General features: G+C 71.0%; 24 protein-coding genes and 1 pseudogene. 14 read left to right on the top strand and 11 right to left on the bottom strand.

The annotated features are described in order from the left end of the window. Nucleotides 1-6 precede the first annotated feature (6 nt). The 4 genes from cseB to ABT114_RS03875 all read right to left on the bottom strand — a co-directional run bounded on the left by cseB (nucleotide 7) and on the right by ABT114_RS03875 (nucleotide 3,185). Nucleotides 7-711: a two-component system response regulator CseB gene (cseB, locus tag ABT114_RS03890; protein ID WP_351138284.1), complete on the bottom strand. Its 705-nt coding sequence runs from the start codon at nucleotides 709-711 to the stop codon at nucleotides 7-9. Between the two features lie 73 nt (nucleotides 712-784). Then, nucleotides 785-1,441, bottom strand: coding sequence for a hypothetical protein (locus ABT114_RS03885; protein ID WP_351138282.1), 657 nt, complete (start codon nucleotides 1,439-1,441; stop codon nucleotides 785-787). Next, nucleotides 1,429-1,968 carry a SigE family RNA polymerase sigma factor gene (locus ABT114_RS03880; RefSeq protein ID WP_351138280.1) on the bottom strand — a complete coding sequence of 180 codons (540 nt, stop codon included), beginning with the start codon at nucleotides 1,966-1,968 and terminating at the stop codon, nucleotides 1,429-1,431. The genes ABT114_RS03885 and ABT114_RS03880 overlap by 13 nt, the downstream gene beginning before the upstream one ends. A 278-nt stretch (nucleotides 1,969-2,246) precedes the next feature. Then, nucleotides 2,247-3,185 carry an HhH-GPD family protein gene (locus ABT114_RS03875; RefSeq protein WP_351138278.1) on the bottom strand — a complete coding sequence of 313 codons (939 nt, stop codon included), beginning with the start codon at nucleotides 3,183-3,185 and terminating at the stop codon, nucleotides 2,247-2,249. A 283-nt stretch (nucleotides 3,186-3,468) separates the two neighbouring features. On the opposite strand from ABT114_RS03875, the gene ABT114_RS03870 reads away from it, so the two are divergent. Next, nucleotides 3,469-4,284: a hypothetical protein gene (locus ABT114_RS03870; RefSeq protein WP_351138276.1), complete on the top strand. Its 816-nt coding sequence runs from the start codon at nucleotides 3,469-3,471 to the stop codon at nucleotides 4,282-4,284. 269 nt (nucleotides 4,285-4,553) lie between these two features. On the opposite strand, the gene disA is transcribed toward ABT114_RS03870, so the two are convergent. Both disA and radA read right to left on the bottom strand, forming a co-directional pair. Next, nucleotides 4,554-5,678: a DNA integrity scanning diadenylate cyclase DisA gene (disA, locus tag ABT114_RS03865; protein ID WP_351138274.1), complete on the bottom strand. Its 1,125-nt coding sequence runs from the start codon at nucleotides 5,676-5,678 to the stop codon at nucleotides 4,554-4,556. An 81-nt stretch (nucleotides 5,679-5,759) separates the two neighbouring features. After that, the gene (gene radA / locus ABT114_RS03860) at nucleotides 5,760-7,169 is read right to left on the bottom strand and encodes a DNA repair protein RadA (protein ID WP_351138272.1); all 1,410 of its coding nucleotides are present in this window, start codon (nucleotides 7,167-7,169) and stop codon (nucleotides 5,760-5,762) included. A 221-nt stretch (nucleotides 7,170-7,390) separates the two neighbouring features. Here radA and ABT114_RS03855 point away from each other — a divergent pair, with 221 nt between their 5' ends. After that, complete coding sequence (locus tag ABT114_RS03855; protein ID WP_502987299.1) at nucleotides 7,391-9,130, top strand: BACON domain-containing protein; 1,740 nt, start codon at nucleotides 7,391-7,393, stop codon at nucleotides 9,128-9,130. A 53-nt stretch (nucleotides 9,131-9,183) separates the two neighbouring features. Here ABT114_RS03855 and ABT114_RS03850 read toward each other — a convergent pair whose 3' ends face one another. After that, nucleotides 9,184-10,032: a DUF3109 family protein gene (locus ABT114_RS03850; RefSeq protein WP_351138268.1), complete on the bottom strand. Its 849-nt coding sequence runs from the start codon at nucleotides 10,030-10,032 to the stop codon at nucleotides 9,184-9,186. Between the two features lie 83 nt (nucleotides 10,033-10,115). Here ABT114_RS03850 and ABT114_RS03845 point away from each other — a divergent pair, with 83 nt between their 5' ends. From ABT114_RS03845 to ilvD, 4 genes are all read left to right on the top strand, one after another. Beyond that, complete coding sequence (locus tag ABT114_RS03845; RefSeq protein ID WP_351138266.1) at nucleotides 10,116-11,048, top strand: Ppx/GppA family phosphatase; 933 nt, start codon at nucleotides 10,116-10,118, stop codon at nucleotides 11,046-11,048. A 295-nt stretch (nucleotides 11,049-11,343) separates the two neighbouring features. Continuing rightward, a complete protein-coding gene (locus tag ABT114_RS03840; protein ID WP_351138264.1) occupies nucleotides 11,344-12,168 on the top strand; it encodes a sugar phosphate isomerase/epimerase family protein in 825 nt (274 codons plus the stop codon). Beyond that, nucleotides 12,165-12,770: a TetR/AcrR family transcriptional regulator gene (locus ABT114_RS03835; protein ID WP_351138262.1), complete on the top strand. Its 606-nt coding sequence runs from the start codon at nucleotides 12,165-12,167 to the stop codon at nucleotides 12,768-12,770. Before ABT114_RS03840 ends, ABT114_RS03835 begins: the two co-directional genes overlap by 4 nt. A gap of 285 nt (nucleotides 12,771-13,055) precedes the next feature. Next, nucleotides 13,056-14,909: a dihydroxy-acid dehydratase gene (gene ilvD / locus ABT114_RS03830; RefSeq protein WP_351138260.1), complete on the top strand. Its 1,854-nt coding sequence runs from the start codon at nucleotides 13,056-13,058 to the stop codon at nucleotides 14,907-14,909. Nucleotides 14,910-14,956: 47 nt separating this feature from the next. Here ilvD and ABT114_RS03825 read toward each other — a convergent pair whose 3' ends face one another. Next, entirely contained in the window at nucleotides 14,957-17,053 is a 2,097-nt protein-coding gene (locus tag ABT114_RS03825) for a serine/threonine-protein kinase (protein WP_351138258.1), read from the bottom strand. Between the two features lie 182 nt (nucleotides 17,054-17,235). On the opposite strand from ABT114_RS03825, the gene ABT114_RS03820 reads away from it, so the two are divergent. From ABT114_RS03820 to ABT114_RS03805, 4 genes are all read left to right on the top strand, one after another. Beyond that, a complete protein-coding gene (locus ABT114_RS03820) occupies nucleotides 17,236-17,547 on the top strand; it encodes an SH3 domain-containing protein (protein ID WP_351138256.1) in 312 nt (103 codons plus the stop codon). 83 nt (nucleotides 17,548-17,630) lie between these two features. Next, entirely contained in the window at nucleotides 17,631-17,918 is a 288-nt protein-coding gene (locus ABT114_RS03815; protein ID WP_351139474.1) for an SH3 domain-containing protein, read from the top strand. Between the two features lie 43 nt (nucleotides 17,919-17,961). After that, nucleotides 17,962-18,474, top strand: a complete 513-nt coding sequence (locus ABT114_RS03810; protein WP_351138254.1) for an EamA/RhaT family transporter — start codon at nucleotides 17,962-17,964, stop codon at nucleotides 18,472-18,474. 74 nt (nucleotides 18,475-18,548) lie between these two features. After that, the gene (locus ABT114_RS03805) at nucleotides 18,549-19,325 is read left to right on the top strand and encodes a class I SAM-dependent methyltransferase (protein WP_351138252.1); all 777 of its coding nucleotides are present in this window, start codon (nucleotides 18,549-18,551) and stop codon (nucleotides 19,323-19,325) included. Here ABT114_RS03805 and ABT114_RS03800 read toward each other — a convergent pair. Beyond that, nucleotides 19,309-19,533 (bottom strand): annotated as a pseudogene (locus tag ABT114_RS03800) (hypothetical protein); the annotation flags it as partial. The gene ABT114_RS03805 and the pseudogene ABT114_RS03800 overlap by 17 nt on opposite strands. Before the next feature lie 188 nt (nucleotides 19,534-19,721). On the opposite strand from ABT114_RS03800, the gene ABT114_RS03795 reads away from it, so the two are divergent. From ABT114_RS03795 to proC, 3 genes are all read left to right on the top strand, one after another. Further along, the gene (locus ABT114_RS03795) at nucleotides 19,722-20,570 is read left to right on the top strand and encodes an ABC transporter ATP-binding protein (RefSeq protein ID WP_351138250.1); all 849 of its coding nucleotides are present in this window, start codon (nucleotides 19,722-19,724) and stop codon (nucleotides 20,568-20,570) included. Further along, complete coding sequence (locus tag ABT114_RS03790; RefSeq protein ID WP_351138248.1) at nucleotides 20,567-21,349, top strand: ABC transporter permease; 783 nt, start codon at nucleotides 20,567-20,569, stop codon at nucleotides 21,347-21,349. The genes ABT114_RS03795 and ABT114_RS03790 overlap by 4 nt, the downstream gene beginning before the upstream one ends. Nucleotides 21,350-21,495: 146 nt before the next feature. Continuing rightward, a complete protein-coding gene (proC, locus tag ABT114_RS03785; RefSeq protein WP_351138246.1) occupies nucleotides 21,496-22,308 on the top strand; it encodes a pyrroline-5-carboxylate reductase in 813 nt (270 codons plus the stop codon). A 51-nt stretch (nucleotides 22,309-22,359) separates the two neighbouring features. On the opposite strand, the gene ABT114_RS03780 is transcribed toward proC, so the two are convergent. After that, on the bottom strand, nucleotides 22,360-22,944 hold the full coding sequence (locus tag ABT114_RS03780; protein ID WP_351138244.1) for a cysteine hydrolase family protein: 585 nt from the start codon (nucleotides 22,942-22,944) through the stop codon (nucleotides 22,360-22,362). 75 nt (nucleotides 22,945-23,019) lie between these two features. On the opposite strand from ABT114_RS03780, the gene ABT114_RS03775 reads away from it, so the two are divergent. Next, nucleotides 23,020-24,039, top strand: a complete 1,020-nt coding sequence (locus ABT114_RS03775) for a GlxA family transcriptional regulator (RefSeq protein WP_351138241.1) — start codon at nucleotides 23,020-23,022, stop codon at nucleotides 24,037-24,039. Here the strand turns inward: ABT114_RS03775 and trpS are convergent. Next, nucleotides 23,979-25,004 (bottom strand): tryptophan--tRNA ligase, encoded by a 1,026-nt coding sequence (gene trpS / locus ABT114_RS03770; RefSeq protein ID WP_351138239.1) that lies wholly within the window; start codon nucleotides 25,002-25,004, stop codon nucleotides 23,979-23,981. The genes ABT114_RS03775 and trpS overlap by 61 nt on opposite strands. Nucleotides 25,005-25,614: the final 610 nt, after the last annotated feature.

Here is a 25,614-nt window from a genome sequence, read left to right as displayed (position 1 = left end):
CCCCGCTCAGGCCTTCAACTTGTAGCCGAAACCGCGGACCGTCTCGATCCGGTCCTGGCCGATCTTCGTACGCAGTCGCTGCACATGGACGTCGACCACGCGCGTGTCCCCGCCCCAGCCGTAGTCCCACACGCGCTCCAGAAGCTTGTCGCGCGAGAGCACCGTGCCCGGCGCGGAGGAGAACTCCAGGAGCAGCCGCATCTCGGTCGGGGTCAGACCCACCGGCTGCCCGGCGCGGCGCACCTCCATGCCCTCCGTGTCGATCTCCAGTTCGCCGAAGGTCAGCACCCCGCCGGTGGCGGCGGAGGCGGCCTCGTCCGTGCGGTCGGCACGGCCGGCGTGCCCGAAGCGGCGCAGCACCGCGCGGATGCGGGCGACCAGGACGGCACCGTCGAACGGCTTGGTCACATAGTCGTCGGCGCCCGCCTCCAGGCCCAGGACGACGTCGATGGAGTCCGCGCGCGCCGACAGCATGATCACCGGGACGGTGGACTCGTCGCGGATGCGCCGGCACAGGCTGACGCCGTCCAGGCCGGGCACCATGACGTCCAGCAGCGCGATGTCGGGGCGGTTCGCCCGGAACGCCTCCAGGCCCGACAGACCGTCGGGCATGGCGGTGACCGCGAAGCCGTCTCGCTCCAGGGCGAGCTGGGTGGCCTCGCGGATGACGTCGTCGTCCTCGACGAACAGGACGTGGGTGTGGTCTGCCATCCCGGTGATCTCAGTCCTTCTGCGGTGTCTCTGCGTGGGGGGTGTGGGGTCAGCCGTTCTCGGGGGTGTGGGGTCAGTTGCTCTCGGGCTCGGCTGTGGGTTCCCCGCCCACGGCGTTGCCGTACTCGCTGTGGGTGCGGTATTCCTCGGTGAACCGGTCCGAGGCCCAGCGGTAGGTGATCACGTTCTCGCCGGACGGACTCGTCACCGGGTCGCTCTTCTTGTACACCTGTTTGGTCACCACCAGGTCGCCGCGGTCTATCTCCGCGTAGACCGGAGGCTCCTCGGCCCTGAAGACGTCCGTGTACCGGCCGCTCTGCTCGCGGTACACGTACGAGCCCACTCCGACCGCGTCACCGCAGGTCAGCACGTTGACGACGACGTCGCTCGCCGATCCTCCGGTCAGGTCGCCGTACGACACGTCCACCGGGTACTCGTCCCCGACGCACGGCTTCAGCTCCCGCTTGACCTCCGCCGAGACCTTCGGGTCCTCCTTGACGAGTTTGACCGCGTCCACCCGGTCCGGGGTGACGGAGGGCGGGACCACGGGGGACGCGGCGGCGCCCGCCACGGCGTCGGCGTGGGCCGGACCCTCGTCACGGGCGCCGGTGCCGCCGGTGGCGCACGCGGCGGCGAAAAGCCCGAGGGCGGCGAGCACGGACATCGCCGTGATCACCGCCTGGAAGGTCCCGCGGGCCGCTGTGGGCCCGGCGTCGGTCAGGCCGCGCAACGCTCCTGCTCCTCACGCTCCAGCGCGCGTGCGTCCAGATCGCGGCTCTCCAGCTCCTCGCGGAGCCGGGCGAGCGCCCGGTGCAGCGTGCTCTTGACCGTTCCGGCCGACATGCCCAGCGCTGCGGCCGTTTCCTCCGTGGACATCTGCTCCCAGTGTCGCAGCACGACGACACTGCGCTGTTTCGGGGCGAGCACCTTCATGGCGTCCATCAGCAGGGCGCGGTCCGCGTGCTGCTCGGTGGAGTCGTCGACGCAGGCGTCCGGCAGCTGTTCGGTGGGCACCTCTTCGAGCTTGCGCGCCCGCCACCACTCGGTCCGCGTGTTGATCATGACCCGTCGCAGGTAGGCGTCCGCCAGCCGCTTGTCCGCTATGCCCTCCCAGCGGCCGTACGTCCGTGCCAGCGCCGTCTGCAGCAGGTCCTGGGCGTCGACCGGGTCCGGGACCAGCCGACGCGCGCTGCGCAGCAGCGCGTCCTGCCTGGTGCGGACGTACTCCTCGAATTCGAGCACCTCGCCCTGCGCCATGATCAACCGCCTCCGCTCCCCGTTTTTCTCCGGCCCGTGCCGTCGTCCCCGCGGTCCTGTCGGGCACGGAAACGAAGCTACGGAGCTGTTGTCACGGGGCTGTCCGAAGCAGCCTGCGGGAAGCGCTCAGCTGTCCGTCGGTTGTGTAACGGAAGTGGGTTAGGGGTCAGGCGACGGGGCGACTGATGCTGATATAGGGCGATTTGGGCTCTGTGTGGGCGAGGCCCTTCCCGGGGGTCGGCCGTGAAGAAGCCCCACCCCTGTGATGTGACTGTGTGTCAGGTGAGCGGCAGACGGTACCGGCCGCCCGGCAGCGGCTCCACCAGACCGTCCGCCACGAGCCCGTCCAGGGCCCGGGCGCGCTGCACCGGCTCGTGCCACACCCGGTCGAGCGCGGCCTGCGGGACCGGCGCGTGGGCCTCCCTGAGCACGGCGAGCAGCTTGCCGCGGACCTGACGGTCCGTGCCCGCGTACGTCTGGCCGCGGCGCGGCGGGCCCTCGTGCTCCGGCTTGCCCGCGAGCCGCCAGGCGCACTGCGTGGCGATCGGGCAGCGGTGGCAGGTCTCGTTCTTCGCCGTGCACACCAGCGCGCCGAGCTCCATGGAGGCGGCGGCCCACCGCGCGGCGGTGCGCTCCTCCTCGGGCAGCAGGGCGCGGGCCAGCTTGCGTTCGGCGGCGGTGGTGGCGTTCGGCGGGTACTGGACGCCGGTGACCGCCCGCGCGAAGACCCGGCGGACATTGGTGTCCAGCACCGCGTGCCGTCGGCCGTACGCGAACGACGCCACGGCCGCGGCCGTGTACTCGCCGATTCCGGGCAGGGCGAGGAGCTGGGCGTGGTCGGACGGTACGTCGCCGCCGTGCCGTTCCGTTATGGCGACAGCAGCGCCGTGCAGCCGCAGGGCGCGGCGTGGGTAGCCGAGCCGGCCCCAGGCGCGCACGGCCTCGCCGGGGGCATCCTCGGCGAGGTCGGCGGGGCGGGGCCAGCGGGCCATCCACTGCTCGTAGACCGGCAGGACGCGGTTCACCGGCGTCTGCTGGAGCATGAACTCGCTCACCATTACGCCCCAGGGGCCGGCCTCCGGGCGCCGCCAGGGGAGGTCGCGGGCGTGTTCGTCGAACCAGGTGATGACGGGGGCGTGCAGATGCTCTCCGCCGGGGGAGCCGTCGGGGGAGCCGGGGGCCGGGACGGTGTGCGGGGGTTTCGTGGGCGCAGTCATGGCATTCCGATCCTGCCACGGGTCGACCGGGCGTGGTTCGAGGCTGGCCCGGTGTGGGTGGTGTCCGTGCGGATGGTTTTCGTATGGGTGGGTCCGTGCGGGTGGGTCCGTGCGGGTGGTGTCGGGCTGCCGGGGTGCGCCCCTTACCGGCGACCGCTCACCGGGTCGGCCGCCGGCGAGAGCGCATCCGGAACTGCTGCTTCCGGAATGATGATCCGGAAAAGTTGCGTACTGGCGGCGGGTGGGTCAAGCGAACGCAGGGATCTCTCGTACAGTTTGCGCCGTGGGATCTCTGCGCAATCCGGTCGGGCCGCTTCCCTCCACCATCTACTGGCGACGGAGGGCCGTACTGCTGTCTGTGGTCGCCTTGTTGGCGCTGCTGATCGCGTGGATCGTCAGCTCGGGCGGCGGGGGCGGCAACACCGGTGCCGACGGGACCGACGGCAAGAATCCCGCCTCCTCGATCACGCCCGGGCCGTCCGGCTCCGGTCCGGCGATCAGTCAAGCCCCGGGCGGGCGCGACGAGTCGACGGGCGAGGGCTCCAGCGGGTCCGGCTCGGGGTCGGGCTCCAGCTCGGGCGACTCCGGCGCGTCCGAGGGTACGAGCGGTGGTGACGCCTCGGGGTCCGGCAGCGGCTCGGGCGGCGGTTCCGACGGCGGCGGTGCTACGGGCACGCTGCCGGCCGGTTCCACGCTGCCCAACTGCACGGCCGGCGTGGTCACCTTGACGTTGAGCAGCATCCAGAACTCCTACTCACCCGACGAGACGCCCGCCTTCCGGCTGACCGCGAAGAACTCCTCCGGCAGCGACTGCAAGGTCGATCTCGGGCCGAAGAGTGCGGTGTTGACGATTACTCAGACCGGCAGCGGTGACGCGTACTGGTCGTCGGACGACTGCCCCAAGGTCTCCGGGAGCCTGCTGTACCGGGTGCCGGCGAGCAGCAGTGCCGCGTACACCGTGAAGTGGGACCGTAAGCCGAGCGCTCCCGAGTGCGCTACGCCCCCGGCGGGGTCGGCCGGGGCGGGCACGTATCTGGTGGAGGCGAAGGCGCCGGGGTTCGCGAAGGCGCAGACGTCGTTCGTACTGTCGGCGGACTAGGGCCACCTCGGCGTAGCGCCTGCAGCGCCTGCAGCGCCTGCAGCGCCTGCAGTGTCGCCGTGCCTGTGGTGTCCGTGGTGCCTGTGGTGCCTGTGGTGCGTGCGGTGCCGCCGTGCCTGTGGTGTCCGTGGTGCCTGTGGTGCCTGTGGTGCGTGCGGTGCCGCCGTGCCTGTGGTGCGTGCGGTGCGTGCGGTGCCTGCGGTGCCGCCGTGGCTGAGGTGCCCCTTAGCGCTCGCAGCGCTCGCATGCCTCTCAGCGCCTGAGGTGCCTCAGACGTACCGCTCCAGGATCGACGACTCCGCCAGCCGGGACAGCCCCTCCCGGACGCTGCGTGCCCTTGCCTCGCCGACGCCGTCGACCGCCTGGAGGTCGTCCACGCTGGCCGCGAGCAGCTTCTGGAGGCTGCTGAAGTGTTCCACCAGGCGGTCGATGATCGCGCCCGGCAGGCGCGGGACCTTGGCCAGCAGGCGGAAACCGCGGGGGGACACCGCCGAGTCGAGGGCCTCGGGGGAGCCGGTGTAGCCCAGCGCCCGTGCCACCGTGGACAGTTCGAGGAGCTCTGCGTGGCTGAGGGCGTCGAGCTCGGCGAGGGCCTCGTCGACCGTGCGGGAGCGCTTGGCCGTGGGCTCGGGGACGTAGTCCCGGACGACCAGTTCGCGCTCGGGCTCCACGCCCGCGATCAACTCGTCGAGCTGCAGGGCGAGGAGGCGGCCGTCGGTGCCCAGTTCGACCACGTATTCGGCGATTTCGGTGGCGATGCGGCGCACCATCTCCAGACGCTGGGAGACCGCCGAGACGTCCCGGACGGTGACCAGGTCCTCGATTTCCAGCGCTGACAACGTTCCCGCGACCTCGTCGAGGCGGAGCTTGTAGCGCTCCAGGGTCGCCAGTGCCTGGTTGGCGCGGGACAGGATCGCCGCCGAGTCCTCGAGGACGCGGCGCTGGCCGTCGACGTAGAGGGCGATCAGGCGCATGGACTGAGAGACCGAGACCACCGGGAAGCCGACCTGCTTGGAGACCCGGTCCGCCGTACGGTGCCGAGTGCCCGTCTCCTCCGTGGGGATCGTGGGGTCGGGCAGGAGCTGTACGCCCGCGCGCAGGATCTTCGACAGGTCCGACGACAGGACGATGCCGCCGTCGAGCTTGCACAGCTCACGCAGGCGCGTGGCCGTGAACTCGACATCCAGGACGAATCCGCCCGTACACATCGACTCCACGGTCTTGTCGGACCCGAGCACGATGAGCCCGCCGGTGTTGCCGCGCAGAACGCGCTCGAGGCCGTCGCGCAGGGCCGTACCGGGCGCCACGGCGCTCAGCGAGGCGCGCATCAGGCCATCGGTACCGGAACTCCCACCGGACTTTCCGGGAGCTGCTACCCGGTCGTTGGCTGCCACTGCACTCCTCCGGTCGCAGGTTCTGGGGCGCTCCCGTTTCGCGCACTCTTTTCGTACGGACGGGCGAGACCAGGGCAAAGTCTACCGGCGGTCCTCGTCCTCCCGTGGGGCCTCTCGGCGACGCGAGCGCGGCAGGACCCGCAGCGCGTCCCCTATGTCGGCGACTTCCAGGACCTTCATGCCGGCAGGGATCTTGCCGGGGTCGCCCGGCACGAGCGCGTGCGTGAAGCCCAGGCGGTGGGCCTCGGAGAGTCGGCGCTGCACACCCGTGACCCGTCTGACCTCGCCCGCGAGGCCCACTTCGCCGATCGCGACGAGGTTCTTGGGCAGCGGGGTGTCGCTCGCGGCCGACGCGAGCGCGAGCGCGATGGCCAGGTCCGCGGCCGGCTCCGAGAGCTTCACTCCGCCCACCGTCGCGGAGTAGATGTCCCGCTTGCCGAGGGCGCTGATCCGGCCCCGCTGCTCCAGTACCGCGAGCATCATCGAGACGCGGGAGGTCTCCAGGCCGGAGGTCGTGCGGCGCGGGGAGGGGATCTGCGAGTCGACGGTGAGCGCCTGAACTTCGGCCACCAGCGGCCGGCGGCCCTCCAGGGTGACCGTCAGGCAGGTGCCGGGGACCGGTTCGTCACGACGGGTCAGGAAAAGTCCGCTCGGGTCGGTAAGGCCCGTGATGCCCTCGTCGTGCAGTTCGAAGCAGCCGACCTCGTCCGTGGCGCCGTAGCGGTTCTTGACGCCCCGGACCAGGCGCAGGCGCGCGTGCCGGTCGCCCTCGAAGTGGAGTACGACGTCCACCAGGTGCTCCAGCAGGCGCGGACCCGCGATCGCCCCGTCCTTGGTGACGTGCCCCACCAGGAGGGTGGACATCCCGCGCTCCTTGGAGGCCCGGATCAGGGCCCCCGCCACCTCCCGCACCTGTGCCATGCCGCCGGGCGCACCGTCGATCTCCGGGGACGCCACCGTCTGTACGGAGTCGAGGATCAGCAGCGACGGCTTCACCGCGTCCAGGTGGCCCAGTACGGCGGACAGGTCGGTCTCGGCGGCGAGATACAGGTGATCGTCGATGGCCTTGATGCGGTCGGCGCGCAGCCGGACCTGGCTCGCCGACTCCTCACCCGTGACGTAGAGCGTGCGGTGCTCGTCGCTCGCCGACTTCGCCGCGACGTCGAGGAGGAGGGTCGACTTGCCGACGCCGGGCTCGCCCGCGAGGAGCACGACCGCGCCGGGTACGAGCCCGCCGCCGAGGACGCGGTCCAGCTCGGGCACCCCGGTGGTCCGGGCGGTGGCCTGGCGGCTGTCGACCTGCCCGATGGGCACGGCGGAGGTGGTGACGCGGCCCGGCGCCGTCGTGCGGACCGCGGGCGCGCCGTACTCCTCGACCGTCCCCCAGGCCTGGCACTCGGCGCAGCGGCCGAGCCACTTGGCCGTCTGCCAGCCGCACTCCGTGCAGCGGAAGGACGGGCGGTCCTTGGTGGTCTTCGTACGGGCAGCCATGGACGAAACCGTAGCCGGAGGCACTGACAACGGGGCCACGCCCACCCCGAACCAGCCCCGCACCCACCTCGCACCGCCGCGAATCGGCCATGCCCCGTCACGAACGAGCCATCGCGCAACGCCCTCCGGTCCCCTTATGAGGGATCGTTTCACCCGTACGGATTAAAAGTGCTCAAGGGGACGGAAAGGACCTGCTCACGCCGCCTACGGTCGCACGGGTGATGAGCAGCACTCCGGACACCTCGACCCGCACCAGCGGCGCACACCGGGCGCACCCGGAGGCGCGCGCCCGCGCTGCGGCGCACACGCTGGAGCAGCAGCCGCCCGCGCGTTACGAGCCCTACCTGGACGGCCTCTTCACGTACTGCCTGTCCGTGCTCTGCGACCACGACACGGCGACCGCCGCCCTGGGCGACGTCCTCGCGCTCGCCGAGCGGCGCGGCCAGCGCGCCCCGGAGGCCGCCGGGGACCGCAGGGCCTGGCTGTACGCACTGGCCCGCTGGTCGTGCCTGCGCAAGCTGGCCGACGCCAAGCAGAAACGTCTGGGCACGCACGCGGCGGGCCGCCGCGGCTCCCGGCAGCGCACCCCGCAGCCGGTCGCCCAGCCCGCCGCCCAGCCCGTCTCCGACGAGGTCCAGGAGCAGCGGCGGCGTGAACTCGCTCTGCTGGCCTGGCCGGAGGCCGCCGGTACCACCCCCGAGCAGCGCGAGGCGCTCGAACTCGCCGTGCGCCATCACCTCGCCGCCCACGAGGTCGCCGCCGTCCTCGGCCTGGACCTGGCCGCGGCGCGTGACCTGCTCGCCTCCGCCGCCTGCGAGGTCGAGCGCACCCGCGCGGCCCTCGCCGTCGTGGAGACCGGCGGCTGCCCCAGCGTCGCCCACCTCACCGGCGACCAGCAGCTCGTCCTCAGTGCGACCCTGCGCCGTGAGCTGGTCCGGCACGTCGACGACTGTCCGCGCTGCCGTCGCGCCGCCGAGCGCGCCGTTCCGGGCCGCTGGCCCGGCATCATGATCACGCCCGCCGAGCTGCCCGTCCTGGAGGCCCCCCGCGCGGCCCTGCAGATGGCGATGGCGCACCTCCCGCGCGCGAGGGGCGCCGCCGTGCCGCGTTTCGACCGGCGCGGCTTCCCGATGGAGCCCAAGGACCGCACGGCCCGCCGGGACCGGTTCCGCGCGCGTGCCGTCACCACGACGATCGTCGCCACCGTCGTCGCCGCCCCCGTGCTCGCGCTGTGGGCCGCCTATCGGGGCACGCCCACCGGCGAGGGGGCCGACGGCCGCTCCGCGACCGCGAGCGAGGCGCAGGACCCCGGCAGCCTCGACGGCGAGGCGGCGGACGGCTACGCGAATGCCGGCAACGCCAGCACCAGACCCGGCGCCCGCGTCGGCAGGGGCAACAACCGGGACGTCTCCGTGGAGGTCGTCAGCGTCACCGGGGCAGGCCGCAAGAACGCGGGCCACCTCGACGTGACGGCGGGCAGCAGCGGCGACACCACGCTGATCACCCTCACCGCGACCGGCGACTCACCGATCCGCTGGTCGGCCACGACCGGAGCGGGGTGGCTCTACCTCAGCCGGTCGTCGGGAACGCTGGCGCCCGGCGATTCATTGACGATCAAGGTGTACGTCGACCATCTGCGTGAGCCGTCCGGACACTGGAGCGCGCGCGTGGCGATCGCACCGGCCGGCGCCGTCGTCTCGATCGACGGCTACGGCACCGCCCCCGTCCCCTCCGGCCCCGACAGCCCCAGCGACCCGTCCGCCCCTCCTGGCCCGGACCCGACCCCCACGACCTCGGCCCCCTCCGACCCGACGCCCAGCGACTCGCCCCCGCCCTCGCCGCCGCCCTCCGACCCGGACCCCACGCCCACCGGCCCGGCCTCGTCCGACCCGGGGAGCTCGGCACCACCGCCCGACAGCGGCGACGACCCGAGCCCGTCCACCTCGTACGCGAACTCGTAGAACGACCTCGTAGAACGAACTCGTAGGCGAAGGAGGCGCAGGCCTTGCGGCCCTCAGGCCACCGGATCCGCCGGATGCGGCGCCAGCAACGGCAGCTGCGAGGCCAGCCGCTCCTCGCACAGCTCGACCAGACGGTCGTAGCCGGCCTTGCCCATCAGCTCGATCAGCTCGGGCCGGTAGGTGACGTACACCGGGTCGCCCGCGCCGTGCGCCGACGTCGCCGATGTGCACCACCAGTGCAGGTCGTGGCCGCCCGGGCCCCAGCCCCGGCGGTCGTACTCACCGATGGACACCTGGAGCACACGCGTGTCGTCGGGCCGGTCGATCCAGTCGTACGTCCGCCGCACCGGCAGCTGCCAGCACACGTCGGGCTTCGTCTCCAGCGGCTCGCGGCCCTCCTTGAGGGCGAGGATGTGCAGCGAGCAGCCCGCGCCGCCGGCGAAGCCGGGCCGGTTCTGGAAGATGCACGAGCCCTGGTAGGGGCGGGTCTGGCGGGAGCCCTCGTCGTCCTCCGAGATCCAGCCGGTCTTGGTGCCCACGTCGTGGTTCTGCCAGATCTCCGGGGTGAGCCGCGCCACGTGCCCGGCGACTCGCTTCTCGTCGTCCTCGTCGGAGAAGTGGGCCCCCAGCGTGCAGCACCCGTCGTCCGCGCGGCCGGCCTGGATGCCCTGGCAGCCGCTGCCGAAGATGCAGTTCCAGCGAGAGGTCAGCCATGTCAGATCGCACCGGAAGACCTGCTCGTCGTCTGCCGGATCAGGGAACTCCACCCACGCGCGCGCGAAATCGAGCCCCTTCTCGTCGCTCACCGTCGGGGCCTTGTTCGACCGGGGCGCCTTCGCCTGCGAAGAACCCTTGGCGGATTTGGCCGACTTTTCATCCTTCGCCTTTTTCGTCTTTGGCACCCGTCCAGAGTAAGTCGCCCGAGCCCTCTTCCGGGACCGCTCCGGGGCCGGAGCACAGCGCCCTGGGCAGTAGCGTTCCCTACATGAGACTCGGTGTCCTCGACGTGGGATCGAACACGGTGCATCTGCTGGTGGTGGACGCGCACCCCGGCGCACACCCGCTGCCCGCGCACTCGCACAAGACGGAACTGCGCCTTGCGCAACTCCTCGACGGGGACGGAGCGGTCGGCCCCGACGGGGTCGACAAACTGATCTCCGTCATCCAGGAGGCGCTCCAGGCCGCCGAGGACAAGGGCGTCGAGGACCTGCTGCCGTTCGCGACCTCCGCCGTGCGCGAGGCCAGCAACGCCGACGACGTCCTCGCGCGCGTGCAGGCCGAGACCGGTGTCGAGCTGCAGGTCCTCACCGGGGCGGAGGAGGCCCGCCTCACCTTCCTCGCCGCCCGCCGCTGGTACGGCTGGTCGGCCGGAAGGCTGCTGGTCCTGGACATCGGCGGCGGCTCCCTGGAGATCGCCTACGGCATGGACGAGGAGCCCGACGCGGCCGTCTCACTGCCCCTCGGCGCGGGCCGCCTCACCGCCGGCTGGCTGCCCGGCGACCCGCCCGACCCCGAGGCGATAAGGGCGCTGCGCCGCCATGTCCGGGCCCAGATCGCCCGTACGGTGGGAGAGTTCAGCCGCCTCGGCGCCCCCGACCACGTCGTCGCCACGTCCAAGACCTTCAAGCAGCTGGCCCGCATCGCGGGCGCCGCCCGCTCCGCCGACGGCCTGTACGCCCAGCGCGAACTCAAGCGGGAGTCCCTGGAGGCCTGGGTGCCCCGGCTGGCCGGGATGACGACCGCGCAGCGCGCGGAGCTGCCCGGCGTCTCCGAGGGCCGCGCCGGCCAGCTGCTGGCGGGCGCGCTGGTCGCCGAGGGCGCGATGGACCTGTTCGGCGTCGAGGCGCTGGAGGTCTGCCCGTGGGCCCTGCGGGAGGGCGTGATCCTGCGCAGGCTGGACCACATGGGATCAGCGTGACGCTTGGATCACGTGGGTCGGCGTGACGCTTGGATCACGTGGGTCGGCGTGACGCTTGGATCACGTGGGTCGGCGTGACGCTTGGCTCACGTGGGTCGGCGTGACGCTTGGCTCACGTGGGTCGGCGTGACGCTTGGCTCACATGGGTCGGCGTGACGCTCGGCTCACATGGGTCGGCGTGACGCCCGGACACGCGGGATCAGCGTGCCGCCTGGACCTCAGCCCACTGGCCGCCGCGCCAAGCGCGCGGCAACCCGCTCCCCGGCGCGAAGCAGGGCCCCGTACCCTGTCCTTCGTGGCAGAACCAGTCGTGCGCGTCCCGGATGCGAAGGTCGCCCTGTCGACGGCTTCCGTCTATCCGGAGTCGACGGCTACGGCCTTCGAGATCGCCGCGCGCCTCGGTTACGACGGTGTCGAGGTCATGGTCTGGAACGACTCGGTCAGCCAGGACATCGAGTCACTGCGCCGACTCAGCGACCACCACCAGGTCCCGATCCTCGCCGTGCACGCCCCGTGCCTGCTCATCACCCAGCGGGTGTGGTCCACCGACCCCTGGATCAAGCTCCAGCGCGCCCGCGCGGCCGCCGAGAAGCTCGGCGCGAGCACCGTCGTCGTGCACCCGCCGTTCCGCTGGCAGCGGCAGTACGCGCGTGACTTCGTCGCCGGGATCTGGCGGATGGCGAACGAGACGGATGTGCGGTTCGCCGTCGAGAACATGTACCCGTGGCGCTACCGCGACCGCGAGATGCTGGCGTACGCCCCCGACTGGGACGTCACGAAGGACGACTACCGTCACTTCACGATCGACCTCAGCCACACCGCCACCGCCCGCACCGACGCGGTCCAGATGATCGACCGCATGGGCGACCGCCTGGGCCATGTCCACCTGGCTGACGGCAGCGGCTCCGGCAAGGACGAGCACCTCGTCCCCGGCCGCGGCAGCCAGCCCTGCGCCGAGCTGCTGGAGCGCCTGGCCCGGACCGGCTTCGACGGGCATGTCGTCATCGAGGTCAACACCCGCCGGGCCATGTCCAGCGCCGAACGCGAGGCCGACCTGGCGGAGGCGCTGGCCTTCACGCGCCTGCATCTGGCGTCGGCGGCGAAGGTGCCCCGGCCGTGACCGGCGCGACCGCCCGCAAGCGCGGCCGGCCCCCTCGTACGGAGTCCGCCGGCACCCGCGACCGCATCCTGGCCGCCGCCCGCGAGGAATTCTCCGAGCGCGGCTACGAGAAGACGTCCGTGCGCGGCATCGCCAAGGCGGCCGGCGTGGACTCGGCGCTGGTGCACCACTACTTCGGCACCAAGGAACAGGTCTTCGAGGCCGCGATCGAGGTCGCCTTCGCGCCCGCGCTGAACGCGCCGACGGCGGTGGCCGACGCCTCGCCGGACGAGGTCGGCGAACGCCTCGCCCGCTTCATCTTCGGCATCTGGGAGAACCCCACCACCCGTACGCCCCTGCTGGCGATCGTCCGTTCCGCGGTCAACAACGACACCGCGGCCGCCGTTTTCCGTCGTCTGATCGCCTCCCAACTGCTGCGCCGCATCGCGTCCCAGCTCGACCTGCCGGACGCGGAACTGCGCGCCGAACTCGCCGCCGCCCAGCTCGTGGGCTGCGCGATGCTGCGGTATGTGATCAAGGTGGAGCCGCTGGCCTCGGCGGACCTCGAGCAGATCATCGCGCGGGTGGCGCCGGTGGTACAGGGACACCTCACCGGTCCCTGACACCAGGTGTGCGGCGCGACCGGCCCCGACACCCACTGTCGAGCGAGACCGTCCCCCGACCTCGGACACCCGCTGTCGAGCGAGACCGTCCCCCGACCTCGGACACCCGCTGTCGAGCGAGACCGTCCCCCGACCCCCGACCCCCGACCCCCGGCCCCCGACACCCGCTGTCGAGTGAGACATGCGTCCCGCATTCCGGACACCCCGTCCCGACCCCTGGATGACCGGCGTACGCTCGTTAGCAGTCAGAAGTCTCTGATCGCAGTCTCTGAAGGAGCGAGCGCGATGCCCGAGCTGAGGTCCCGCACAGTCACCCACGGTCGCAACATGGCGGGCGCCCGCGCCCTTATGCGAGCCTCCGGTGTACCCGGTGCGGACATCGGCCGCAAGCCGATCATCGCCGTCGCCAACAGCTTCACGGAGTTCGTCCCGGGCCACACCCACCTCCAGCCGGTCGGCCGGATCGTCAGCGAGGCCATCAAGGAGGCCGGCGGCATCCCGCGCGAGTTCAACACGATCGCCGTCGACGACGGCATCGCGATGGGCCACGGCGGCATGCTGTACTCCCTGCCCTCCCGCGACCTGATCGCGGACAGCGTGGAGTACATGGTCGAGGCGCACTGCGCCGACGCCCTGATCTGCATCTCCAACTGCGACAAGATCACGCCGGGCATGCTGATGGCGGCCCTGCGCCTGAACATCCCCACGGTGTTCGTCTCCGGCGGCCCGATGGAGTCCGGCCGCGCGACCCTCGTCGACGGCACGGTCCGCACGCTCGACCTGGTCGACGCGATCTCCGACGCCGTGAACGACAAGATCTCGGACGAGGACATCCTCCGTATCGAGGAGAACGCCTGTCCGACCTGCGGCAGCTGTTCCGGCATGTTCACCGCCAACTCGATGAACTGCCTGACCGAGGCGATCGGCCTCTCCCTCCCCGGCAACGGCTCGGTCCTGGCCACCCACACGGCCCGCAAGGCGCTGTACGAGAACGCTGCGCGCACGGTCATGGACATCACCCGCCGCTACTACGAGCAGGACGACGAGACGGTCCTGCCCCGCACCATCGCGAACTTCGCGGCCTTCCAGAACGCCATGGCCCTGGACATCGCGATGGGCGGCTCGACCAACACGATCCTGCACCTGCTGGCGGCGGCCCAGGAAGCGGGCGTTCCCTTCGGCCTCGAGGAGATCAACGAGGTCTCGCGCCGCGTGCCCTGCCTGGCGAAGGTCGCTCCGAACGTCGCCAAGGACCGCACGTACTACATGGAGGACGTGCACCGCGCCGGCGGCATCCCCGCCCTCCTGGGCGAGCTGCACCGCGCCGGTCTGCTCAACGAGGACGTGTACTCCGTGCACAGCCCGTCCCTGGCCGACTGGCTGAAGACGTGGGACGTGCGCGGCGGCTCCCCGTCCGCCGAGGCGGTGGAACTGTGGCACGCGGCCCCCGGCTGCGTCCGCTCCGCCGAGGCCTTCTCCCAGTCCGAGCGCTGGGAGGCCCTCGACGAGGACGCCGAGAGCGGCTGCATCCGCTCCGCCGAGCACGCGTACTCCAAGGACGGCGGCCTGGCGGTCCTCAAGGGCAACCTGGCGGTCGACGGCTGCGTCGTGAAGACGGCCGGCGTCGACGAGTCGATCTGGACCTTCGAGGGCCCCGCGGTGGTCTGCGAGTCCCAGGAAGAGGCCGTCGAGAAGATCCTCAACAAGCAGGTGACGGACGGAGACGTCGTCGTCATCCGCTACGAGGGTCCCAAGGGCGGCCCCGGCATGCAGGAGATGCTCTACCCGACCTCCTTCCTCAAGGGCCGCGGCCTGGGCAAGACCTGCGCCCTGATCACGGACGGCCGCTTCTCCGGCGGCACCTCCGGCCTGTCCATCGGCCACGCCTCCCCGGAGGCCGCGTCCGGCGGCACGATCGCCCTCGTCGAGGACGGCGACCGCATCCGCATCGACATCCCGAACCGCACGATCGACCTGCTCGTCGACGAGGCGGAGCTGGCCCGGCGCGAGCAGGCGCTCGGCGGGGTCTACGCGCCGAAGAACCGGGAGCGGAAGGTGTCGGCAGCGCTGCGGGCGTACGCGGCGATGGCGACCAGCGCGGACAAGGGCGCCGTGCGTGACGTGAGCAAGCTCGGCTGACGCTCTGCGGAAGGGGCCGTCTCTTCGGGGACGGCCCCTTCCGCATGTCACCAGGCCGAAGGCTGCCGGGCGTCCACGGCGAAGACGGTGCCGTCGGGGGCGGTGGCGTAGACGCGGTGGTTGTCGATGACCGGCTGGGGGAGCGCGGCGACGACCTGTTCGGAGTTCGTGCCCAGCCGCGGGGGTGTCTGGCCGAGGAGCTTGCCGGTGCGGGCGTCGACTGCGAGGAGGCGGCCGTCGGGGGCGGTGAAATACACGTGCTCGTCGTCGGCGACCGGTGTCGAACCCCGGGTCACGGACGTTTCGAGGTGCCACAGCTGCTTTCGCGTGCTCGTGTCGACGGCCTCCAGCGAACCGCCGGTGGCCAGCACGTACATGATGCTCCCGCGCACGGTGGCCATGGCGTCCTGGCGCGGGACGGGCAGCGCCACCCGGCTCGACGTCCTCGACTCGGGGGCGTAGCGAACCAGGGCGTTCGTGTCGCCGGAACTCCAGTCGACGGAGCGGAAGAACACGGATCCCCCTTGAGCGCCAAAGGGCCTCAGCACGCCTGCCAGCTGTGCTTGCCACCGCACGTCACCCGTGTTCGGATCGATCGCGGTGACCTGTGTGCTCGTCCCGTCGCCGGACGGTCTCGTCGCGTATGCCAGCGCGTCCCCGGCGAATGAGACGTAGGAGTCGGCACCCGGTATCCGGCGGCTCCACTTCGTTTCGCCTGACGAGCTGTCCACACCTGTGCACATGCCGTTCGCACTGGTGAGCAGGACCATGCCACCGACGTAGCGCACCGAGCCAGCCGCGGAGAGGCTCCGCTGCCAGACCTTCTTGCCCGAGGTCGGATCGAACGCCGCCAGGCGCCGGCCTCCGTCCGTGTAGGTCTGCACCAGCCCACCGGAAACGACCGGTGGACTGTCGACTCTCTCCTTGATCACAGAGCTCCGCCACAACAGGCTGCCGTCACCCGGCCTGAGAGCGTAGAGGACTCCGGGCTGCGCACAGAGCAACCTGTCTGCTCCATAGGCGCATTGCGGCAAGCCCCCGGCCTTGGACGCCGGCTTCACTTCCCAGGCGCTGAACGTGTCCTGCGCGGCCCGCGCCGAGGTGCCCTTCGGCGCGGAGGGGCCGCCCTCGGCCGGCTGCACCGAGACGAACACCCCCCAGGTGACGAGGGCGACGGCCCCGACCGCGAGGGCCGTCCACGTGCGGAAGCTTCCTCTGGGCCCTCGTGCGGGCTCCTTCGGGTGGGGCTTCGGATCTGGCGCATCAACCGTCTCACTCGTCCGCTGCGCCGGTATGAAGGCCTGCGTGTCGTACGAGGCCGCCACCGACCGCAGCTCCCGCATGAGCTCGTCCGGCGTGGGCCGGTCCTCGGGCTCCTTGGCGAGACAGCGCAGCACGAGCGGCGCGAGACTCTCCGGTACGCCGGTCAGGTCGGGCTCGTCGTGCACGACCTGGTAGGCGACGACGTACGGACTGTCGGAGTCGAACGGCCCGCGCCCCGTCGCCGCGTGCACCATCACGGATCCGAGCGCGAAGACGTCGGCGGCGGGCCCCACCTCCCGCGGCCGCCGAAACTGCTCGGGCGCCATGAACGGCGGCGTGCCGATCAACTTTCCGGTCTCGGTGCGCAGTTCGCTGTCCTTCGGCCGGGAAATGCCGAAGTCGATGACCTTCGGCCCGTCCTCGGCGAGGAGCACGTTGCTCGGCTTCAGATCCCGGTGCACCACGCCGACCCGGTGGATGTCACGCAGCGCCTCGGCCAGCCCGGCCATCAGCCGGCGCAACTGGGCCGGCTCCATGGATCCGTTCCGCTTCACCTGGTCGGAGAGGGTCGGCCCGGGAATGAACAGCGTGGCCATCCACGGCCGTTCGGCCTCCGGATCGGCGTCGACGACTGACGCGGTGAAGGCACCGCTCACCCGCCGCGCCGCGGCCACCTCCTGCCGGAACCGCCCCCTGAACTCGGGATCCTTGGCGAACTGGGCGTGCACGACCTTCACCGCGAGCTTCATCCCGGAGGCGCTGCGGGCCAGGTGGACGATGCCCATCCCGCCGGAGCCCAGACATGACTCAAGACGGTAGTGACCGGCGTACTCAGGAAGTTCCGCTTCCGCGCCCGCTCCGGTGTTCTGCTGCGGCGCCATGGAACCACCCCCGTGCTGTTCGTCCGCGCGCGCGACGCACGGAGCCTAGTCGATGACTCGTACGAGACAGAGGCGGCTTGCTAGCCTCCGTGTGCGAGTTACGTACATGTGTTTCATGGCGTGATTCAGGGGAATCAACGGGACCCCATGGCAGTCATGGGGTGCAACGGGGGAGGAATTTCATGTCTGTTGACCGCGCCGAAGACGTCGAGGGCAGCGGGGAAGAGGCCGTCACGACGGCAGCGACTCTGCGCTATTACACGACCGCACCGGTCCGTCTCAACGTCCGCAGCGGCCCCGGGACGAGCTACAACCTCGTCCGCACAATTCCCGGGGGCTCCAAGGTGCCGATCTACTGCCAGATGCCGGGCACAACCGTCACGGGCACTTACGGCACCACCAACATCTGGGACAACATCAGCAACGGCGAGTTCGTCTCGGACGCTTACGTCAATACGGGCAGCGACGGCTACGTGGCCTCACGCTGCGCCTGACCTGACCGCCACAACAGGGGGAACTCATGACATTTCGGAGACGTAGATCCATCCTGCTCGCAGGCGCCGCCGGAGCCCTTCTCATGGTGATGGGCTCACCGGTCACCGCCAGCGCGGACACACTCACCTACTACTCGATCGCACCGGGCGTCCGTATCAACGTCCGCAGCGGTCCCGGCACCAGCTACACCGTCGTTCGTGTCCTGGCTGAGGGGTCCAAGGTTCCGATCTTCTGCCAGACGCCGGGCTCGACGGTCACGGGCACGTACGGCACCACCAACATCTGGGACAACATCGACGACAGCGAGTACGTCTCGGACGCGTACGTGAAGACGGGCAGCGACGGCTACATCCGCCCGCGCTGCAGTTGATCCCACCCAGGAGCCCGCGGCCCCCCCCAGCCATAATCAAAGGGTGAGCGACAAGACCGACACCCCACCCACCCCCGCGGGCTCCCCAGGCGGCGCCACCCCCCGCCCCGAACCCCTCCGCTTCTTCGGCACGACCTGGGTGAACCACGACAACGGCTACCCGGCCCGCCGCATCGGCGTGGCCGTCGGCTCGCTCGCCGCGGCCGTCGTCTCCGGCCTGGTCCTCCGCCTCGCCTACCAGGGCCTGCAGATCGCCGACATCGGCGGCTTCGTCACGATCCTCGTCATCGCCATGTTCGCGATCTGCAGCGCACTGGCCTTCGGTCACACCTGGGACACCTTCCGCAAGCGCCCCGACCTCGATCGCCAGGCCTCCCTCCGCGGCCTGCTGGCCATCGGCTTCGTCGGCTCTCTCCTCGCCTACTTCTTCCGCTCCCTCACCGAGGCGCCCGGCGAGAAACTCCACCGCGAGGAGTACGAGGCGGCCCGGCAGCAGCACGAGAAGCGCACGACCCGCCGCACCGGCAACCCGTCGAAGAAGCGCCACCGCTCCTAGGGCCTGTGCGCCAGCCCCCTCAGCTGTCGGCAAAACCGGCTGTATCCCACACTCACCCCCGTCACCATGGCGGTATGACGGTCTCCTCCCACACCGGCCGAGCCCACTCCTTCAACGCCGCCGCGGCCCAGTACGCGGCGAACCGTCCCTCCTACCCGCCCGCCCTCTTCGACGCGATCGAGGAGCTTGCCGGCCGCCCCCTCACCGGCGCCCGCGTCGCGGACATAGGCGCCGGCACCGGTATCGCGACCGCCCTCCTGCACGCCCGCGGCGCCGACGTGATCGCCGTCGAACCCGGTGACGGCATGGCGGCCCAGTTCCGCCGCTCCCTCCCCGAGATCCCCCTCGTCCGCGGCAACGGCAACGCCCTCCCCCTCGCCACCGCCTCCGCCGACTTCCTCACCTACGCCCAGGCCTGGCACTGGACCGACCCCGCCCACTCGGTCCCGGAGGCCCTGCGTGTGCTGCGCCCGGGCGGCGCACTCACCCTGTGGTGGAACACCGACGCCCTCGACGTGCCGTGGATTGCCGCCGCGTCGGACCGCATCTACCGGCACTTCGACATCAACCCCGCCGTCGAGAAGAACGGCAGCGGCGCCCGAGCCATCCTCTCCGACCCCACCGGCCGCCTCGACTTCGCCCGCCGCCAGGTCCGCTGGAGCCGCCGCGTCCCGGTCGACACCCACCTCGCCAACGTCGGCAGCCACTCGGGATTCCTGGTCCAGGGCAAGGAGGCGGCCGCCGCCTTCCTTGCCGAGGAGCGCAACCACCTTCTCGAGATCTTCCCGGACGGAATCGTCGAAGAGGTCTACGACGTCGACCTGCTGCTCGCCATCAACCCGTCACCCTGACCCGCGCGGCGGCCCACCCCACCAGGGCCGCCGCACACCCGTGGCCCACATGCCGCAGCCCGCCCAGCCCGAGCGGCAGCTCCCGGTCCCGCGGCAACGCTTCCAACCCCTCCAACCCCTCCAACCCCTCCAGCCCCTCCAACGCGTCCAGCAGCCTCGGCAGCGGCAGGAACGTCGCATGCCCCAGCACCCGTACGACGATCCCCGCGCACGATCCCCGCGCACGATCAGTGCCGTCACGATCAGTGCCGCCACGGGCAGCACTGTCATGGCCAGCACCCCGAGCGCCCCAAGGCCATACGCCTGGACAGCCTCGTGCACCAGCACGGTCAACCCCACCGGGCGCTGCCCCGCACCCTCTTGACGACACCCTCACCCCCGAGGATTATTCATCGCATGATGAATTACTCGCCGGGCGACCCAGAGGCCGACGTCGGGGCTGCCCCCCGCCCTGCGATCCGCGCCGAAGCCCTCACCGTCGTCCGCGGTCCCCGAACCGTCCTGCGCGGCCTCGACTTCACCGTCCCGCGCGGCCAGATCACCGGCCTCCTCGGCCCCTCCGGATGTGGCAAGTCGACCCTTATGCGCGCGATCGTCGGCACCCAGGCCAAGGTCACGGGCGCTCTGGAGGTCCTGGGCAGCCCGGCCGGCCACCCCACCCTGCGCACCCGCATCGGCTACGTCACTCAGGCCCCCTCCGTCTACGACGACCTGACGGTCCGCCAGAACCTCGACTACTTCGCCGCGATCCTCGACCCCGGCCTCCCCCACGCTCGAACGCGCTCGCGCGGGGGCACCCCCATCGCCGCCGACCGCCGCCGTGCCGACGTCACCCGAGCCATCGCCGACGTCGACCTCACCAGCCACGCCGACGCCCTCGCCGGCAACCTCTCCGGCGGCCAGCGCAGCCGCGTCTCCCTCGCTGTGGCCCTCCTGGGCGCCCCCGAACTCCTGGTCCTGGACGAACCGACCGTCGGCCTCGACCCCGTCCTGCGCCGAGACCTGTGGAACCTCTTCCACCACATCGCCGCATCCCGCGGCGCGACCCTCCTCGTCTCCTCCCACGTCATGGACGAGGCCGAACGCTGCCACCGCCTCCTCCTCATGCGCGAGGGCGAGATCCTCGCCGACGACAGCCCCGACGCCCTCCGCACCCGCACCGGCGCCGAAACGGTCGAGGCGGCCTTCCTGCACCTGGTGGACGAGGCCGTCGCGGCCGGCCACACGAAGGAGACAGCCCGATGACCACGACAGCACCCGCCCCCGCCCCCGCCGCCGCCCGCGCCCTGAACGTCTCCCGCACCACGGCCACCGCGGCCCGGGTCCTGCGCCAGCTCCGCCACGACCCGCGCACGATCGCGCTGCTGATCCTGATCCCCTGCCTGATGCTGGTCCTGCTCCGCTACGTCTTCGACGGCAGCCCGCGCACCTTCGACAACATCGGCGCGTCCCTCCTCGGGATCTTCCCGCTGATCACGATGTTCCTGGTCACCTCCATCGCCACCCTGCGCGAACGCACCTCGGGCACCCTCGAACGCCTCCTCGCCATGCCTCTAGGCAAGGCCGACCTGATCGCGGGTTACGCCCTCGCCTTCGGCACCCTCGCGATCATCCAGTCCGCTCTGGCCACGGGCCTGGCGGTCTGGTTCCTGGGCCTCGATGTCACCGGCTCCCCCTGGCTGCTCCTCCTCGTGGCCCTGCTCGACGCGCTCCTCGGCACCGCCCTCGGCCTCTTCGTCTCGGCCTTCGCGGCCTCGGAGTTCCAGGCCGTCCAGTTCATGCCCGCGGTGATCTTCCCCCAACTCCTCCTCTGCGGCCTCTTCACTCCCCGCGACAACATGCACCCCGTCCTGGAAGCCATCTCCAACGTCCTCCCCATGTCCTACGCGGTCGACGGCATGAACGAGGTCCTGAAGCACACGGACATGACAGCAACCTTCGTACGAGACGTACTGATCGTCGCGGGCTGTGCCCTGCTGGTCCTGACCCTGGGAGCAGCCACCCTGCGCCGCCGCACCGCCTGAGGCCGACGACGCGCCCCGTGACCACCACAGAACCTCCGGCGGCCACCCCACAGCCGACGTCCGCCCACCGGACACCTCACCCAAGCCGACGCCCCCCGGTGCGAGGATGAACCCGGACGACGCACCCCCCGGAGGGCACCCCAGCCATGACGCAGAAAGTCGCAGTCCTCGGCACCGGCAAGATCGGCGAAGCCCTGCTCAGCGGAATGATCCGCGGCGGCTGGGCCCCGGCCGACCTCCTGGTCACCGCCCGCCGCCCGGAACGGGCCGAAGAACTCCGCACCCGCTACGGAGTCACCCCGGTCACCAACCCCGAGGCCGCCAAGACCGCAGACACCCTGATCCTCACGGTCAAACCGCAGGACATGGGCACCCTCCTCGACGAACTCGCCCCCCACGTCCCCGCCGACCGTCTGGTCATCAGCGGAGCCGCCGGCATCACCACCGCCTTCGTCGAGGACCGCCTCACCACCGGTACCCCGGTCGTCCGCGTCATGACGAACACCCCCGCCCTCGTCGACGAGGCGATGTCCGTCATCTCCGCAGGCAGCCACGCCACCGCCGCCCACGTCACCCACGCGGAGGAGATCTTCGGCGCCGTCGGCAAGACCCTCCGCGTCCCCGAGTCTCAGCAGGACGCGTGCACCGCCCTCTCCGGCTCGGGCCCGGCGTACTTCTTCTACCTGGTCGAAGCCATGACCGACGCCGGCATCCTCCTCGGCCTGCCCCGCGACAAGGCCCACGACCTGATCGTCCAGTCCGCGATCGGCGCCGCGACCATGCTCCGCGACAGCGGCGAACACCCGGTCAAGCTCCGCGAGAACGTCACCTCCCCCGCCGGCACCACCATCAACGCCATCCGCGAACTCGAGAACCACGGCGTACGAGCCGCCCTCATCGCCGCCCTCGAAGCCGCCCGCGACCGCAGCCGCGAACTGGCCTCCGGCAACAACAACTGACCCACCCCGCCGCAACGCGCCGCCCCCTGCACCGGGGGGCGGCACGGCACCTCACCCCACCGCGCCCACGACCTCCTCCGTGGTCACCACCCGCGCGAACCCACCCCCGTGCAGCGACACCGCCGACGCCTGCGCGAGCTCCTCCGCACCACGCCGCCAGCCGAACGGACCCTCGAGGTCGAAGGTGTACGTCGCGTCGAAAGCGACCACCACCTCGTACCCGAGATTCCCGCCCATCCGCGCCGTCGTCTCCACGCACATGTTGGTCTGGATCCCGACCACGACGACCTGCGAGATCCCCTCCGCCTTCAGCCAGGCGTCCAGACCAGGCGTCCCCAGGAACGCCGAGTTCACCGTCTTCGTGATCAGCAGCTCCGCCCCCGCCCCCTTCCCGCGCCGCTGCGCCACGTACTCCTTGAAGTCGTTCCCCTCGTACCCCGTCCGCAGCGGCGACTGCGGCTTCGGCGAGTCGTGCCGTACGAAGACGATGGGGCGTCCGGTCGCCTGCCAGGCGTCGAGGAGCGACGCGATGTTGTCATCGGCCCCGGGGTTGTTCCGCGGCCCCCAGAAGTCCAGCTCGTCGAAGCCCTTCTGCACGTCTACGACCACCAGCGCTGCGTTCTCTGCGATCTCCATGCCCACGATCCTGCCGCCGGGAGCACACCTGCCCCAGTAGGGCAAAAGTCAGCGATCGATGGTTTGCTGCCAACCGTGGACAGCTCCCACCGCCCGAACGACCGCCCGTACCGCGTGGCCCTCGTCGCCTTCCCCGGCATCCGGGCCTTCGACGTCTCCGTCATCACCGAGGTCTGGGGCAACGACCGCACCGACCGCGGCGCCCCCGCCTTCGACCTGCACCGAGTCGCCCTCGACGCCAACACCCCCGTCCCGATGCGCGGAGGCCTCACCCTCCTCCCCGACCGCACCCTCACCTGGCTGGACCACGCCGATCTGATCGTGATCCCCGGCCTCGACGACCTCACCCCCGCACCCACCCCCGTCCTCGACGCCCTCCGCCGCGCCCACGCCCGCGGCACCACCACCATCGCCGCCCTCTGCGGCGGCGCCTTCACCCTGGCCCAGGCCGGCCTCCTCGACGGCCGCCGCGCCATCACCCACTGGAACCTGATCGACCACCTCCGCGCCCGCCACCCCCATGTGACCGTCGTCCCCGACGCCCTCTTCATCGAGGACGACAACATCTGGACCGCCGCCGGCACCGCAGCCGGCATCGACCTCTGCCTCCACCTCGTCCGCACCGCACACGGCGCCGAGGCAGCCGCCACCATCGCCCGCTCGATGGTCACCGCCCCCTTCCGCACCGGCACGCAGGCACAGTTCATCGAGCACCCCACTCCGCACGCGGACCGTGACGCCGACGCCCTCGCCGCCGTCCGCGAATACGCCCTGCGCCACCTCCACGAGCCGCTCACGGTCGCCGACCTCGCCGCCCGCGCGGACATGTCCGCGCGCTCTTTCGCCCGCCACTTCACCGCGGCGACCGGCACCACCCCCTTGCGCTGGCTCCTCGACCAGCGCATCGCCGCAGCCCAGAAACTCCTCGAACGCACCGACCTCCCCATGCCCGAGGTGGCCCGCCGCGCCGGCTTCGGCAGCGAGGTCACGATGCGCCAGCACTTCGCCTCGCGCCTCGCCATCAGCCCACGCGCCTACCGAGCCGCGTTCACCACCGTCTCCGACACGGGCGGAAGCAGCCCGATCGCGCGATAAGCGGCATCCACGGTCGGCCGCGCCATCGCCCGCGCCCGCTCCGCACCATCCCGCAGCACCCCCTCCACATACGCAGGATCCGCGCACAACTCCTTGTGCCTGGCCTGCACGGGCCTGAGGACCTCCACCACGGCCTCCGCGGTGTCCTTCTTCAAGGCGCCGTACGACTCATATACACCGCCCAAGGCCTCGGGGTTCCCACCCGTACAAGCAGCAAGGATCTCCAGCAGATTCGCCACGCCCGGCCGCCCCTCCCGGTCGTACACGACGTCCCGCCCGCTGTCGGTCACGGCCCGCATGACCTTCTTCCGCACCACGTCCGGCTCGTCCAGCAGATAGACGATCCCCGGCCCGACGTCATCGCTCTTCCCCATCTTCGACGTCGGCTCCTGAAGATTCATGACGCGCGCCGCCACCTGCGGAACCGTGGCCCGGGGCACCACGAACGCCTGCCCGTACCGCTGGTTGAACCGCACGGCCAGGTCCCGTGACAGCTCCACGTGCTGCGCCTGGTCGTCCCCCACCGGCACCTCATCGGTCCGGTACGCCAGGATGTCCGCCGCCATCAGCACCGGATACGTCAGCAGCGACAGCCGCACACTCCCGCCGCGCTCCCGCTCCCGCGCCGCCTTCTCCTTGTACTGGATCATCCGCCGCATCTCACCGTCGGTGGCGACGCACTCCAGCAGGTACGACAGCCGCGCGTGCTCGTCCACATGACTCTGTACGAACACGGTGCACAGCTCCGGATCCAGCCCCGTCGCCAGCAACAACGTCGCCGCCTGCCGACTCAGCCGACGCACCCGAGCCGGATCGTGCTCGACGGTCAGCGCGTGCAGATCGACGATGCAGAACAGCGCGTCCGCCTGATGCTGGTCGACCGCGGCCCACTGCCGCATGGCCCCCAGGTAGTTCCCCAGCGTCAGATGCCCGGTCGGCTTGACCCCGCTGAAGACCCGCTTCATCTCTCCACCTCCTGATCGGGACCGCCGCGCCCGGCCGGCCGACCCTCTGGAGAGAGAAACAAGAACGGCCGCCGAGGCGGCGGCCGTTGAGTACATACGTGAGTACGGCCGCCGTCAGGCGGCCCACCACAGCTGGGTGCACGTACGCGTAGTCACGTCCCCCAGCGTACGCCCCGAGAAGCCAGTGAGGATGCGAGTTGACACGTCCCGATCGGGTACGTAGTGTTCTCCGAGTTGTCCGACGTGAGCGCCGACTCCGGTCGGTCCCCGGACAGCCATTCCGTAAGTACCAACCGACATTCGACGATCAGTCGGCTTGTCTGTGCGTCTGCTGTCGTTTTGTTGGCATGCGTATTTACGAAATGAGGAATCCGCGTCCGAAAGGACACGGTCCCCGATTAGCTCGGGAGCCGGGAATCCGCTAAAGTCTCACTCGTCGGAACGGCCCAACAGCCGGGAAGATAGCCCCCCTCTGACTGGGAGTCAGGCCCGAAAGGACCTGATAGAGTCGGAAGCGCCGGAAAGGGAAACGCGAGAGCGGGAACCTGGAAAGCACCGAGGAAATCGGGTCGAGAAAAGATCTGATAGAGTCGGAAACGCAAGACCGAAG

It is taken from the genome of Streptomyces sp. NPDC002088 (assembly GCF_040296605.1).
Taxonomy (GTDB): domain Bacteria; phylum Actinomycetota; class Actinomycetes; order Streptomycetales; family Streptomycetaceae; genus Streptomyces.
Note: the sequence above shows the minus strand (reverse complement) of the source record. Positions and strands in the feature narration are given on the sequence as shown.

Bases quoted from the DNA above. Each gene is read 5' to 3' on its own strand.
- ABT114_RS03805 (WP_351138252.1), top strand. From the start codon at position 18,549: ATGACGGTCTCCTCCCACACCGGCCGAGCCCACTCCTTCAACGCCGCC.
- ABT114_RS03875 (WP_351138278.1), bottom strand. From the start codon at position 3,185: ATGACTGCGCCCACGAAACCCCCGCACACCGTCCCGGCCCCCGGCTCC.
- ABT114_RS03845 (WP_351138266.1), top strand. From the start codon at position 10,116: ATGAGACTCGGTGTCCTCGACGTGGGATCGAACACGGTGCATCTGCTG.
- ilvD (WP_351138260.1), top strand. From the start codon at position 13,056: ATGCCCGAGCTGAGGTCCCGCACAGTCACCCACGGTCGCAACATGGCG.
- radA (WP_351138272.1), bottom strand. From the start codon at position 7,169: ATGGCTGCCCGTACGAAGACCACCAAGGACCGCCCGTCCTTCCGCTGC.
- proC (WP_351138246.1), top strand. From the start codon at position 21,496: ATGACGCAGAAAGTCGCAGTCCTCGGCACCGGCAAGATCGGCGAAGCC.
- cseB (WP_351138284.1), bottom strand. From the start codon at position 711: ATGGCAGACCACACCCACGTCCTGTTCGTCGAGGACGACGACGTCATC.
- ABT114_RS03880 (WP_351138280.1), bottom strand. From the start codon at position 1,968: ATGGCGCAGGGCGAGGTGCTCGAATTCGAGGAGTACGTCCGCACCAGG.
- trpS (WP_351138239.1), bottom strand. From the start codon at position 25,004: ATGAAGCGGGTCTTCAGCGGGGTCAAGCCGACCGGGCATCTGACGCTG.
- ABT114_RS03825 (WP_351138258.1), bottom strand. From the start codon at position 17,053: ATGGCGCCGCAGCAGAACACCGGAGCGGGCGCGGAAGCGGAACTTCCT.
- ABT114_RS03820 (WP_351138256.1), top strand. From the start codon at position 17,236: ATGTCTGTTGACCGCGCCGAAGACGTCGAGGGCAGCGGGGAAGAGGCC.
- ABT114_RS03795 (WP_351138250.1), top strand. From the start codon at position 19,722: ATGATGAATTACTCGCCGGGCGACCCAGAGGCCGACGTCGGGGCTGCC.
- ABT114_RS03790 (WP_351138248.1), top strand. From the start codon at position 20,567: ATGACCACGACAGCACCCGCCCCCGCCCCCGCCGCCGCCCGCGCCCTG.
- ABT114_RS03815 (WP_351139474.1), top strand. From the start codon at position 17,631: ATGGTGATGGGCTCACCGGTCACCGCCAGCGCGGACACACTCACCTAC.
- ABT114_RS03780 (WP_351138244.1), bottom strand. From the start codon at position 22,944: ATGGAGATCGCAGAGAACGCAGCGCTGGTGGTCGTAGACGTGCAGAAG.
- ABT114_RS03855 (WP_502987299.1), top strand. From the start codon at position 7,391: ATGAGCAGCACTCCGGACACCTCGACCCGCACCAGCGGCGCACACCGG.